Below are 12,254 nucleotides of genomic sequence, written 5' to 3' on the forward strand. Positions count from 1 at the left end.
TGAGATCCGGGGCGCTCATCACCGGCCCGCGCCCACGCCGTAAAGTGGCCTGTCCCGCGCCACCGGCGCCGCAGCGACGACACAGACCAGATGGGGGAGGCGATCGGATGCCGCAGACCGAGACACCAGGCACCGAGGCGGCCCCGCGGACGCGGTTGCGCTGGTGGACCGAGCTGCCCCTGCTGGTGTTGGTGTACGCCTGCTACTCGGCGGGCCGGCTGCTCGCCCGGGGCGACGTCACCACCGCGGTCGACCACGGACTGGCGATCCTGCGCATCGAGAAGTTCCTGCACATCAACGCCGAGCACCCGCTGAACAGGCTGTTCAGGACCGAGGCGTGGATCGGCGTGCCGGCCGACTTCTGGTACGCGTCGCTGCACTACCTGGTCACGCCGGCCATTCTGATCTGGCTGTTCCGCTCCCGCGCCCTGCGCTACCGGGCCGCCCGCACCTGGCTGATGACGTCCACCTTCATCGGTCTCATCGGCTTCACCCTGATGCCCACCTGCCCGCCCCGGCTGCTGTCGGCGGGCCACGGTTTCGTCGACACGATGGCCCAGTACAGCTCGTACGGCTGGTGGGGCGGCGAGGCGAGCGCGCCGCGCGGGATGGGCGGCATGACCAACCAGTACGCCGCGATGCCGAGCCTGCACGTGGGCTGGGCCCTGTGGTGCGGTGTGATGCTGTGGCGGCACGGCGGCACGCGCACGGCGAAGACGGCGGGCGTCGTCTACCCCCTGGTGACGACGCTCGTGGTGATGGGCACCGCCAACCACTACTTCCTCGACGCGGTCGCGGGCGCGGCCGTGATGGGCGTCGGCCTGCTGCTGGCCCCGCTGGTGCTGCGCGGCGCCGACCGCGCCCGGGTGTGGTTCACGGCCCGCCTCCCGCTGGTCCCGGCGGCCTCCACGGGCACTTCGGCGCCGCTTGTCAGTGGCGGATGCCAGACTTCCCCGGGTGAGCGAATTCCACGGCAGCGCGAGTCAGGGCTCCGGCCCGGCGCCGATCCCGAAGCCTCGCCCTCGGACGCGGGGGACGGCGCTCCGGCAGCGGCTCGCTGAACTGCGCGGTCCCGACGTCCCGGCCAAGGCGCTGGACGCCCGCGCCCTCGCGGCGCTCGCCGCCAACCCGGGCTGCAAGCGCCGCGCGATCCTCGACGGCGCAGGGGTCGACAAGGCGGCGCTGGCCGGCGCGCTGGGCTCGCCCTCGGCCTTCGGGCAGTCGCAGTTCGCCCTGACCCGAGGCAACGCCTTCGAGGCGAAGGTGAAGGCGGACGGCGGCGCGGAGCTGCTGCGGCTGGTGCACGAGCGGCTGGATCCGGCGGCGCCGCCGCCCGTCGACGCGGCCGTGCCCGAGCTGTCCGCGATCGGCCCCGAGGGCCGCACCGCGCGCACGGCGCTGGCGCTGCGCGAGGCCACCGCGGCGACCGGCGGCTGGACGCTCCTGGACCACCCGATGCTCGCCCTCGACGTCGCGGGCTCCGCCGCCTTCCTGGAGCCGGACGCGGTGGTGGTGCATCCGGACGGCAGCTGGACGGTCGTGGAGATCAAGTCCTTCCCGATGCTGGACGGCTCGGCGGACCCGGCCAAGGTCGGCGCCGCCGCCCGGCAGGCCGCCGTCTACGTGCTGGCCCTGGAGGAGGTCGCGGCCCGGCTCGACCCGCCCCCGCGCGTGCGCCACCGCGTGCTGCTCGTGTGCCCCAAGGACTTCTCCAACCTGCCCACCGCCTCCGCCGTGGACGTGCGCAAGCAGCGTGCCGTCACCGCCCGCCAGCTGGCCCGCCTCACCCGCATCCAGGACATCGCCGACGCCCTCCCCGAAGACGCCTGTTTCTCCCCCGAACTGCCCGCCGAACAGCTCACGGCGGCCGTCGAGTCGGTCGAGGCGGCGTACGCGCCGGAGTGCCTGGCCGCCTGCGAGCTGGCCTTCCACTGCCGCGGCCGCTCCCGCGCGGCCGGCGCGGTCACCGCCCTGGGCCGGTCGGTGCGGGCCGACCTGGGCGCCCTGACCACCGTCGAGGACGTCCTGGCGGCGGCCCGTGGCGAGGCCGGGGACCCACGGGATCCGGCGGTGGCCGCGCTGCGCAGAGCGGCCGGGCTGCGGGCCGAGGCGCTGGGCCCGGCCGCCTCGCGCACCGAGTCGCCGGACGGGTCGTGGCAGGGGCGGACGCCCGCCGCCGAGGCGGTGCCCGCGTGTCGCTGATCACCACCCTCGCCCGGCTGGAGGCCGTCGCCACCGGCCGCGCCCAGCCCACCGCCACCGTCCGCCACCGGCATCTGTCCGAGCGGCCGCTGGTCTTCGTGCCGCTGACCACCGCCGGTGAGGCCGGCGCCCCGCTGGGCGCGCTGGTCGGCACCGACCGGGACGCGCCGCGCCTGCTCGTCGTGCCGCAGCCGCGCGACCGTGACCTGCGGTTCGCCTTCCTCGCCGAACTGGCCGACATCGTGCTGCCCTACATCGACTCCTACGCCGACGCCGTGGAGGCCGCGGAGCGCAACGAGACCGACCCGGAGACCGGCAAGCGCGTCAAGGTCGAGGTCGAGCTGTGCGCCGACGCGCCCCAGCTGATCGTCCCCAGCCGCGCGGGCGTCGACTACGTGCGTCTCCTGGGCCGTTCCATGCGCTTTCGGCGGACGGCGGAGCAGGATCCGCAGACGCCGTATCCCGCGCCCCCGCGGGTGCCGCTGCTCGGGCGGTGGCTGACGCACTTCGGGGAGCGGTCCCGGGTGCCCGGCTCCTCCCTGCTGTTGGCCGTCACGGACCTGCTGGGCCGGCACTGGGCCACCGGACAGTCCAGCCTGGAGGACCAGCACCTGGGGGCGCTGCTCGCCTGGATCGACCCTCCCGCGGGCGAGGACCCGCTCGGCGGGGGGTCGAGGCGGGCGGCGACGGGCGGCGAGGCGGCGCTGCGGGCGGAGCTCGCGCGCGACGCGGACGGCCAGTTGCTGTGCCCGCCGGCCGGGCCGGCGACCGACCCGGCGTTCGACAACCGGCTGCTCGCGCCGGCCATCGAGCGCTACGACCGCGCGCGCACCGCCCTGGCCGCCGCCGAGGACGGCCTGCAGGCCGACGACCGGCTGGGCGCGCTCAGCGCCGCCGAGGGGGAGATCCGCGCGCTGGTGAGCAGCCGGACGCTGCCCACCTGGGACGCGGTGTGGCGCGGCCTGGATCTGCTGCGGTCGCTGCCGGAGGGCGCGCACGTCGAGGAGCGGTGGACGCGTGACCGCTGGTCCTTCACCGGGCACCGCGACCGGGTCGTCGCCGGCGAGCCCCCGCAGCCGCGCCGGGACGACGCGGTCACCGCCGCGAACAAGCTGGCCACGCGCGAGCGGGAACAGGCCCGTCTGGAAGCCCAGGAAGCGCTGGACGACCCGCTGGTGATGGCGGCGCGGCGGCTGGCCGGCGAGGCGTTCGCGGGCGAGGTCGTCGACGTCGTCATGGCGTACAGCGAGGGCAGGAGGCCGAGTCCGCGCCCGCTGGTCACGGTCCGCACGCAGGACCTGCCGCATCTCGGGGAGCGGGCCAAGGTGTACCGCTCGCTCGGCGGGAAGCCGCAGGCCGCGGAGTTCGTGCGGTGGGAGGGCGAGGACGGCGACGACGGCGAGGTCCTGCTGGTGCTGCGGATCGTCGACAAGATGGGCCGCGGCAAGGAGCCGGAGGCGGGGTCGGTGCCGGAGAAGGGCGACCGGCTCTGCTGGACGCTCTTCGAGCACGAACAGCGCGGCGGCGCGAAGCTGCCCGACCCGGAGGAGACGCCGTGGACGCACGGCGGGCCGCCCGGGGAGCAGGCGCCCGAGGCCCCCGACTCCGTCACCCAGGAGGACCTTCTGTGAGCACCGAGGCCGCCTTCGACCCCGGGGCCGCCGCGACCCGTGCCACCGACGCGATCCTGCGCGACACCCTGCACGGCACCGCGCGCGGGGTGGTCGTCGACTCCCCGCCGGGCGCCGGCAAGTCCACGCTCGTCGTCCGCGCCGCGCTCGAACTCGCCGAGGCGGGGCGGTCGTTGATGGTGGTCGCCCAGACCAACGCCCAGGTGGACGACCTGGTGCAGCGGTTGGCCGGCAAGAACCCCGAGCTGCCGGTGGGCCGGCTGCACAGCAGCGACGTCGACGCGTACGACAAGGCGCTCGAACGGCTGCCGAACGTCCGCAGGTCGGCGAAGGCGGCGGAGCTGGCCGGGCTGCCGGTGGTCGTCTCCACGGCGGCCAAGTGGGCGCATGTGAAGGTCGACGAGCCCTGGCGGCACGCGATCGTGGACGAGGCGTACCAGATGCGGTCGGACGGGCTGCTCGCCGTGGCCGGGCTGTTCGAGCGGGCGCTGTTCGTCGGCGACCCGGGGCAGCTGGACCCGTTCTCGATCGTGGGCGGCGAGCAGTGGGCCGGCCTGTCCTACGACCCGTCGGCCTCGGCGGTGTCGACCCTGCTCGCCCACAACCCGCAGCTGCCGCAGCACCGCCTGCCGGTGTCCTGGCGGCTCCCGGCGTCCGCCGCGCCCCTGGTCTCCGCCGCGTTCTACCCGTACACGCCGTTCCGCAGCGGGACGGACCACGGCGACCGTCTGCTGTCCTTCGCCGTTCCCTCGGACGGCTCGGGCGCCGACCGGGTGATCGACGAGGCGGCGGAGTCGGGCTGGGGCCTGCTGGAGCTGCCCGCCCGGCACACCCCGCGCACCGATCCGGAGGCGGTCCGGGCGGTGGCCACGGTCGTGCGGCGTCTCCTGGACCGGGGCGGCGCGGCCCTCTCGGACGGCTCCCCCGATCCGACCCCGCTGACCGCCGGCCGGGTCGCCGTCGGCACGGCGCACCGCGACCAGGCGGCCGCGGTGCGGACGGCGCTGGCCGAGCTGGGCGTGGCGGACGTGACCGTGGACACCGCGAACCGGCTGCAGGGCATGGAGTTCGACGTCACGGTGATCCTGCACCCGCTCTCCGGCCGCCCGGACGCCACCGCCTTCCACCTGGAGACCGGCCGCCTGTGCGTCCTGGCCTCCCGTCACCGGCACGCGTGCGTGGTGGTGTGCCGGGCGGGCGTGGGCGACCTGCTGGACGCCTACCCGTCGACGGAACCGGTCCAGCTGGGCACGCTGGTGAAGTTCCCGGACGGCTGGGAGGCCAACCACGCCGTTCTGGCGCACCTCGCGGAACACCGCGTCCCGTGGAGACCGTGAGCAGTGCGGGGCCGGGAACATCGGCGGCCCCGGGGGGCTTGAGGATGCGGGCCCGAATGGCTCACGCGCCGCCGGGGGACAATGGAAGGTGGTCCACTCCACCGGTGCTGTCCACCTGTGGCGTCATCCGAACCGTACGAGGAGGCCGAGACATGGCGGAGCCCACGCCGCGTCGGAACGAACCGCGGCTACGCCCCGCGCCCCTGCTCTTCGAGCCCGCCGAGGCGACCGGCGACCCGGAGCACTTCTTCGACCTGGAGTCGATAGACGATCCGGGAGCGCTGCTGGCGCGGGCGACGGAGCTGACGCTCGCGTTTCGTGCGGCGGCCGACCGGGCGGTGGAGTTCCAGGCCATGGCGGCCGCGCAACTCGCCGATCCGCGCCGCTTCGACCGGCTGACGGCGGCGGACATCGCCGAGCGGGCGGAGTGGACCGAGGACTACGCGAAGAAGATGGTCGAGTTCGGCCGCGCTCTGCTGCGGGGCGACTCCGAGGGCCGCGGCCACGCCGATCCGGTGTGAGCCGCCGGTCCCGTGAGCCGCCGGTCCCGTGTGAGCCGCCGGTCCCGAGCCGGGTGCGCACCGCGGCATATGCCGGGCGGGCAAGATACTCCCTTCCCGCACCCTGCGCCCCGGTTTCTCACAACCCCGTGAGATCGCCTGCTCACGCCAGGTAGACCTGGCGTCATGAGCAGCGCATACGACGAACCCCTCGGCGTCACCTCGGACGGCGCCGCCTGGCTGGCGTCCGCCGGGACGTATCCGCGCAGCACGCTCGCCCTGTGGGCGGAGCGGCCGCAGGCCCCGGTGGTGCTGCCGTGCGGTTCGGTGTTCGACATCGTGAGCGCGCCCGCGCTGTTCGGGCGGCTGATGCTCGACCGGCTGTGGGGCGAGGGGCCGGGCTCCGGGCCGGTGGCCGCGTTCCGCGGACGGACGCTGTTGTTCGCCGCGCCGGGCACCGCCCAACGGCTGCCCTCGCTGCTGGAGTGGGAGGAGTGGGGCGGCGAGGGGCGTCCGGGGGGCCGCAGCGCGACCGTGCCGCCGCTGCTGTGTCACGGCGTCGGCGACGCGGTGACCGTGCCCGCGCCGGCCCTCTCGAAAACCGGGTCCGTCAGCCGCTGGACGGTGGCTCCGGACACCCGTCACCCCTGGCTGCCGGGGCCCGAGATCCTGCTGTGGGCGGCGCTCCGGGCGGCCCGCTCGGCCGTGCGCATATCGATTTCTCCTCCCCCCGACCAGGATGCTAAGGTCTACGACGTCAGCAGGCGCCGCTAGCTCAGTTGGTTAGAGCAGCTGACTCTTAATCAGCGGGTCCGGGGTTCGAGTCCCTGGCGGCGCACAGACAGTGAAAGGCCCCTCGTGCGAACGGGGGGCCTTTCGCATGCCCGGCGCGGACGGCCGGCTCTCACAGGCGGACGCCCGGCGTGATCTTCACCGTCCACTCGCCCGAGGGCGTGCGCCCCTCCACGTCCACGCGGACGCCGTTGCCGGGGACGGTGAAGCTCTCACCGAGGCCGACCGGGGCGTCCGCGAGGGGCGGGTAGACGGAGTTCTCCCAGCAGGCCTCGGTACGCGGATGGGCGTCGAGCACCTCCACCGGGCCGCGGCCGGACCGGGCGCCGCTGCTGACGCGGTAGACGAGGATGCCGGCGCGGCAGGCGGCGCGGTCGTTGCCCAGCGGGCCGCGCGCCTCGAAGGCGAGCGCGCTGTCGGCACCGGTGCGCACCACCGCGAGTTTGACGCCGCCGCCGAGCCCGAAGGCCGGCGGCCCGGAGGCGCGGGCGACCCGCACTCCGGGGCCGGCGGCCAGCGGTTCCAGGGTCAGCCGGGTCGGGCCCGGCCCGGGCACGCACACCACCTGCCGGTCCCGCAGCCAGCCCAGCTTCCACTTGTGCCAGGCGAACAGGTCGGGGGCGAGGCCGAACTGGCTGCCCATCAGGTCCCAGTCGCCCACATAGGTGTCCCAGTCGCCCTTGCCGTCGACGGGGCGGTGGTAGAGGTCGGGCAGGTCGAAGACATGGCCGGTCTCGTGGGCGAGGACGAGCCGGTCCGGAGGGTGCTTCTCGAAGACGGTGACGACGCGCGGGATGTCCGTGCCGTCGGCGTGCAGCGGGGTCTGCAGATTGACGACCTTCGTCGCGTCCGAGTCGACGCCGGGCGCGTCGGGGTCGGCCACGAAGTAGACGAGGTCGTAGCGGGAGAAATCGACGTGCGGGTCGGCGGCGGCCAGCGCGTCGCGCAGGTAGGCGGCCCGGCCGGCCGGGCTCCAGTCGCGCTGTATGGCGTACGCGGTGGACGGCTTCGGCATGCGGATCCACTGGGTCAGCGGGTGCGCGCGCAGGGTGAACCTGCCGTAGGACGCCTGCCGGAAGAAGCGGCTGGTGGCCGGGAAGTGGTCGGCGGCCAGTTCGGCGGGGGAGGCCATGGGGGTCCAGTCGGGGAAGGACAGGAAGACCATGACGGCGTCGAGGGAGCGCGTCGGGCGGGGGTAGGCGGTGTTCCAGGTGTCCAGGCCCTCCGAGTGGTGGGCGTCGGTGCGGGCCAGCGCGCAGGGTGTGGCCGAGTAGGGTCCGGCGACCGAGGGACCGCCGATCAGGGAGGTCGCGGCGAGCGCCGACAGGGTGGTGAACACGGCCGCCGTACTGCGCAGTCGGGGATGCGGGAACAGTCGCACGGGTCGCGGCAGACGCGGCACAGAGACCTCCGGAGGCGGTTCACGGGACACCGCCACCCAGCCTGTGTGAATTTGTCGTACTACGCCCTGTTTGTCTGCCCCAGACGAGTGAGGCGCCGGAAAGCGGGCATCACCTCGACACCCCCGGAATTCTCACGGAACGTCACAAGTGGTCGTCCACCCTCAGAACGGGGCCAGGTGCGGGCAGAAACGATCTGTCGGAAGGGTGGGTTGTTCCGGGACACTGGGCAGTGGCTGCGCGAGTCCGGGGCAGCCTCTATGATCGGCAGACTTTCCTGCACGGACAGAGATCGAGTGCACTGCGGGAGCGAGCGGTGAGCGGAACGTCCGAAGGGCCGACGCCCGCGGCAGACCTCGACCGGTCGGCCGTCACAGAGAGTGACATCGACAGTACGGACAGCGGGTCGCCGGGCCACCGGCCGCCGGCCTACCGTTCCGTCTTCGCCACGGCGCCCCTCGCCATGGCCGTCGTCGACAGCGAGGGTCGCGTCGTCGACGCCAACGACGCGCTCGGCGCCCTGCTCGGCGGCGGCAGCGCGGGCCTGGTCGGGCGGGTCGCCTCCGATCTGCTGGACCTGGCCTCCGACCCCCGGACCTGGCACGCCTACCGCGAAGTGCTGAGCGGCCGACGGGCCAGACTGCGCTGCACCCGGCGGCTGAAGCAGCCCGACGGCCGCTCGCTGTGGACGCAGGTGACGGTCTCCCCGCTCGACGCGGACGAGCCCGGAGTGCTGCTGTCCGTCACCGACGTCAGCGCCCACCGCGACCTGCAGGCCAGGCTGCGCCACCTGCAGATGCACGACCCGGTGACCCGGCTGCCCAACCGCACCCTCTTCTTCGAGCGGGTGTCGGCCGCGCTGGAGGCGGAGGCGTACGAGCGAAGCGGGACCGGCCGGATCGGCCTGTGCTACCTGGACCTGGACGGGTTCAAGGCCGTCAACGACACCCTCGGCCACCGCGTCGGCGACCGGCTGCTGACCGCCGTCGCACAGCGGCTCACCGAGTGCGCCGCCGAGGCCGGGCAGACCCGGCCGAGCGTGCCGCTGGTGGCCCGCCTCGGCGGCGACGAGTTCGCCCTGCTGGTCGAGGACTCCACCGGCACCGATCAGCTCGCCGACCTGGCCGAGTGCGTGCTCAAGGCCCTCCAGGCCCCCTTCGACCTGGCCGGACACCGCCTGAACGTCTCCGCCTCCATCGGGGTCGTGGAGCGGCACGCGGCCGGCACCACCGCGACCGGGCTCATGCAGGCCGCCGACACGACCCTGTACTGGGCGAAGGTGGACGGCAAGGGCCGCTGGACGCTGTTCGACCCCGAGCGCAACGCCCATCTGATGACCCGGCAGGCCCTGGCGTCCACGCTGCGTCCCGCCATCGAGCGCGGCGAGTTCCGCCTCGACTACCAGCCGCTGGTCGGCATGTCGGACGGCAGGCTGCGCGGGGTGGAGGCGTTGGTGCGCTGGGACCACCCCCGGTTCGGGCTGCTGTCGCCGAATCGGTTCGTCGCGCTGGCCGAGGAGGACGGCTCGATCGTCCCGCTCGGGCGATGGGTTCTGGCCACCGCGTGCCGGCAGGCCCGGCAGTGGCAGCTGGACAACCCCGACGAGCCGCCGCTGTTCGTCAGCGTCAACGTGGCGGTCCGTCAGGTGTGGGACTCCGACCTGGTGGCGGACGTGGCGAAGATCCTCGCCGAGACCGGACTGCCTGCGCGTCTGCTGCAGCTGGAACTGACCGAGTCGGCCGTGATGGGCTCGGCCGGACGGCCGTTGCAGGCGCTGCAGGCGCTGAGCGAGATGGGCGTGGGCATCGCCATCGACGACTTCGGCACCGGCTACTCCAACCTCGCCTATCTGAGCCGGCTGCCGGTGTCGGTGCTGAAACTGGACGGGTCCTTCGTGCGCGGCTTCCAGTACGAGAGCGACAAGGAGGGGGCCGCCCCGCCGAACCCGGCCGACCAGGTCGTCGTCGAGGCGATGATCGACCTCGCCCACCGGCTGGGGCTGACCGTGACCGCCGAGTGCGTGGAGACGTCCGCCCAGGCGACCCGGCTGCGCAGCATCGGCTGCGACACCGGGCAGGGCTGGCTGTACTCCCGCCCGGTGTCGCCGGACCGCATCTCCGAGCTGTTGGGGACCGAGTCGGGAACGAAGCCCTACGCCGTCGGCAACCCGTAGGCGTCGGCGACCAGTTCGTAGGAGCGCAGCCGCAGCTCACCGCGGTGGGCGTGGCTGGTGAGCATCAACTCGTCGGCGCCGGTGCGCTTGTGGAGGTCGTCGAGGCCGGTGCGGACATCGTCGGCGCTGCCGTGGATGATGTTCGCGGTCCACGAGTCGACGAACTCGCGCTCCAGGTCGCTGAGTCGGTGGGCCTCCGCCTCCTCGGGAGAGGGGAAGAGACCGGGCCGGCCGGTGCGCAGCCTGACCATGTTGACGCCGGTGGCCAGGACCTGGCGGCGGGCCTCGCGCTCGTCGTCGGCCGCGAGCACGGAGACGCCGATCAGCGCGTAGGGCTCGGCGAGCACTTCGGACGGCCGGAAGGACTCCCGGTACAGGTCCAGGGCCGGGACGGTGTTCTGCGCGGAGAAGTGGTGCGCGAAGGCGAAGGGCAGTCCGAGCAGTCCGGCCAGCCGGGCGCTGAAGCCGGACGAGCCGAGCAGCCAGATCGGCGGCCGGTGCGCCGACTGCACGCCGCCCGGCGAGGAGCCCTGGACCGGGCCGGGGATGGCGTGGATCCGGCGGTAGCGGTGGCCGTCGGGGAAGTCGTCGTCCAGGAAGCGGGTCAGCTCGGCGAGCTGCTCGGGGAAGTCGTCCGCGCCCTCGTTCAGGGTGGCGGACCGGCGCAGGGCGGCGGCCGTCGCGCCGTCGGTGCCCGGGGCGCGGCCGAGTCCGAGGTCGATGCGGTGCGGGGCCAGCGCCTCCAGGGTGCCGAACTGCTCGGCGATGACGAGGGGCGCGTGGTTGGGCAGCATCACGCCGCCCGAACCGAGCCGGATGCGCTCGGTGTGCGCGGCGAGGTGGGCGAGGATCACCGCGGGCGAGGAGGAGGCCACGCCCGGCATCGAGTGGTGCTCGGCGACCCAGTAGCGGTGGAAGCCGCGCGACTCGGTGAACCGCGCGAGCTCGACGCTGGTGCGCAGGGCGTCGGTGGCGGTCCGGCCGGAGCCGACGGTGACCAGGTCCAGTACGGACAGCGGGGCCGGGGCACTCCCCCGCGCCGCGCCCCGGATCTCGTCCGCGGCCGCCACGCCCGCGCCCGAAGCCCGGGTCCCGGCCCCTTCGGCCGCCGCGCCACGGGCAGCCGACGCCTCGGTCGCCGTCTCGTCCGCCGCCGTCTCGTCCGCCGCCACGGGGTCCTCCTGTCGTCGACCGGGTGTCCGTTCTCGATGCGTAACAGGAGGCTGTCCCCGCTTATTCCCGGCCGTCCGGGGTCAGACCTGCACGGTCGGCTCCCGGACGAACAGCGCGCCGAGCCCCGCCGCGTGCACGCGGCGGTCCGTCAGGCGCAGCGCCTCCCAGACCGTGACCTGGTTCGCGGTCAGCACCGGCTTGCCGAGCTCCTCCTCCAGCGCCGGCAGACAGGCGGCCGTGTGCAGGGCGGTGTCGGGCAGCACGACCGCCTGCGCGTCGGCCGAGTCGGCCGCGCGCGCGAGGGCGAGCACCTCCGCCTCGCCCCAGGCCGCGACCTCGGCCGCGGTGACGGTCCCGGCGCTGCGGACGCCGGTCACCTCCACCCCGCCCGTCCGCAGGAAGTCGGCGAACAGCGCGGCCACGTCGTCCGGGTAGGTCGCGGCGACGGCGACCCGGCCCGCGCCGACCTCACGGGCCGCGTGCACGAAGGCGAAGGACGTGGAGGAGGCCGGCATCCCGGCGGTGGTGGCCAGAGTGCGCACCTGCTCCTGGGCGCCGTCCCAGCCATGGACGAAGCCGCCGCTCGTGCAGGCCCAGACGACCGCCTCGGCGCCGGCGAGCCGGAGCTGCTCGACGCCCTTGGCGAGCCCCTCGGGCGCGCCCATCTGCCGGAGCACGTCGACCCGGTGCGCGTCCTCCCCGAGGTCCGTGTGGACCAGGTCCACCCGGATGTCGCTGCCCAGGAGCTGCTCGATGCGCGGGTAGTCGTCCTCGGCCGAGTGGCCCGGGTAGAGAAAACCGAGTGCGGTCATGTCCAGCCTTCCTGCTGCTGCTCTGCTTCCGGCGGTGCCGGGGCTTCCCGCGGCCAGGAGAGTTCCTCCGGGCCGCGGGTGTCCGGCGGTTCGGTGGGCCGCACGCGCGCCGCGACTTCCGGCAGCGCTCGATACGGTCCCACCGCCCGTGTACCCAATCGGCGCAACGCCGCCCCTCCGGTCACCTGGTTGGCCGAGACGACCGCTGTGCGCGGAGCCTGACGGCAACCGGCG

The 12,254-nt window shown here is 74.3% G+C and carries 10 protein-coding genes and 1 tRNA gene; 8 read left to right on the plus strand and 3 right to left on the minus strand.

The features are described from left to right. Nucleotides 1–107 precede the first annotated feature (107 nt). From ACFVYK_RS12970 to ACFVYK_RS13000, 7 genes are all read left to right on the plus strand, one after another. Nucleotides 108–1,061 carry a phosphatase PAP2 family protein gene (locus ACFVYK_RS12970; protein WP_389772386.1) on the plus strand — a complete coding sequence of 318 codons (954 nt, stop codon included), beginning with the start codon at nt 108–110 and terminating at the stop codon, nt 1,059–1,061. Continuing rightward, nucleotides 958–2,202 (plus strand): hypothetical protein, encoded by a 1,245-nt coding sequence (locus tag ACFVYK_RS12975; protein WP_389772389.1) that lies wholly within the window; start codon nt 958–960, stop codon nt 2,200–2,202. The genes ACFVYK_RS12970 and ACFVYK_RS12975 overlap by 104 nt, the downstream gene beginning before the upstream one ends. Further along, complete coding sequence (locus ACFVYK_RS12980; RefSeq protein ID WP_389772391.1) at nt 2,193–3,833, plus strand: hypothetical protein; 1,641 nt, start codon at nt 2,193–2,195, stop codon at nt 3,831–3,833. Before ACFVYK_RS12975 ends, ACFVYK_RS12980 begins: the two co-directional genes overlap by 10 nt. Next, a complete protein-coding gene (locus tag ACFVYK_RS12985) occupies nt 3,830–5,170 on the plus strand; it encodes an AAA domain-containing protein (protein WP_389772394.1) in 1,341 nt (446 codons plus the stop codon). Before ACFVYK_RS12980 ends, ACFVYK_RS12985 begins: the two co-directional genes overlap by 4 nt. Before the next feature lie 152 nt (nt 5,171–5,322). Further along, a complete protein-coding gene (locus tag ACFVYK_RS12990) occupies nt 5,323–5,691 on the plus strand; it encodes a hypothetical protein (RefSeq protein ID WP_389772396.1) in 369 nt (122 codons plus the stop codon). 165 nt (nt 5,692–5,856) lie between these two features. Continuing rightward, the gene (locus ACFVYK_RS12995) at nt 5,857–6,444 is read left to right on the plus strand and encodes a bifunctional DNA primase/polymerase (RefSeq protein ID WP_389772398.1); all 588 of its coding nucleotides are present in this window, start codon (nt 5,857–5,859) and stop codon (nt 6,442–6,444) included. Next, nucleotides 6,435–6,508: transfer RNA gene (locus tag ACFVYK_RS13000), tRNA-Lys, on the plus strand. The genes ACFVYK_RS12995 and ACFVYK_RS13000 overlap by 10 nt, the downstream gene beginning before the upstream one ends. A gap of 66 nt (nt 6,509–6,574) precedes the next feature. On the opposite strand, the gene ACFVYK_RS13005 is transcribed toward ACFVYK_RS13000, so the two are convergent. Continuing rightward, the gene (locus ACFVYK_RS13005) at nt 6,575–7,843 is read right to left on the minus strand and encodes a M6 family metalloprotease domain-containing protein (RefSeq protein ID WP_389772401.1); all 1,269 of its coding nucleotides are present in this window, start codon (nt 7,841–7,843) and stop codon (nt 6,575–6,577) included. A gap of 335 nt (nt 7,844–8,178) precedes the next feature. Here ACFVYK_RS13005 and ACFVYK_RS13010 point away from each other — a divergent pair, with 335 nt between their 5' ends. Then, entirely contained in the window at nt 8,179–10,035 is a 1,857-nt protein-coding gene (locus ACFVYK_RS13010) for a putative bifunctional diguanylate cyclase/phosphodiesterase (RefSeq protein WP_389772404.1), read from the plus strand. On the opposite strand, the gene ACFVYK_RS13015 is transcribed toward ACFVYK_RS13010, so the two are convergent. Together ACFVYK_RS13015 and ACFVYK_RS13020 are read right to left on the minus strand one after the other, a co-directional pair. Then, a complete protein-coding gene (locus ACFVYK_RS13015) occupies nt 10,014–11,105 on the minus strand; it encodes an LLM class flavin-dependent oxidoreductase (protein ID WP_389772576.1) in 1,092 nt (363 codons plus the stop codon). The genes ACFVYK_RS13010 and ACFVYK_RS13015 overlap by 22 nt on opposite strands. Nucleotides 11,106–11,288: 183 nt before the next feature. Next, a complete protein-coding gene (locus tag ACFVYK_RS13020; RefSeq protein ID WP_389772406.1) occupies nt 11,289–12,020 on the minus strand; it encodes an aspartate/glutamate racemase family protein in 732 nt (243 codons plus the stop codon). Nucleotides 12,021–12,254: the final 234 nt, after the last annotated feature.

Origin of the sequence: Streptomyces sp. NPDC058291 (assembly GCF_042880855.1) — a bacterium.
Classification (GTDB): Bacteria; Actinomycetota; Actinomycetes; order Streptomycetales; family Streptomycetaceae; genus Streptomyces.

What these genes read in the sequence shown, in the direction of transcription:
- ACFVYK_RS12970 (WP_389772386.1), top strand. Translation starts at nt 108, where the DNA reads ATGCCGCAGACCGAGACACCAGGCACCGAGGCGGCCCCGCGGACGCGG.
- ACFVYK_RS12990 (WP_389772396.1), top strand. Translation starts at nt 5,323, where the DNA reads ATGGCGGAGCCCACGCCGCGTCGGAACGAACCGCGGCTACGCCCCGCG.
- ACFVYK_RS12995 (WP_389772398.1), top strand. Translation starts at nt 5,857, where the DNA reads ATGAGCAGCGCATACGACGAACCCCTCGGCGTCACCTCGGACGGCGCC.
- ACFVYK_RS13020 (WP_389772406.1), bottom strand. Translation starts at nt 12,020, where the DNA reads ATGACCGCACTCGGTTTTCTCTACCCGGGCCACTCGGCCGAGGACGAC.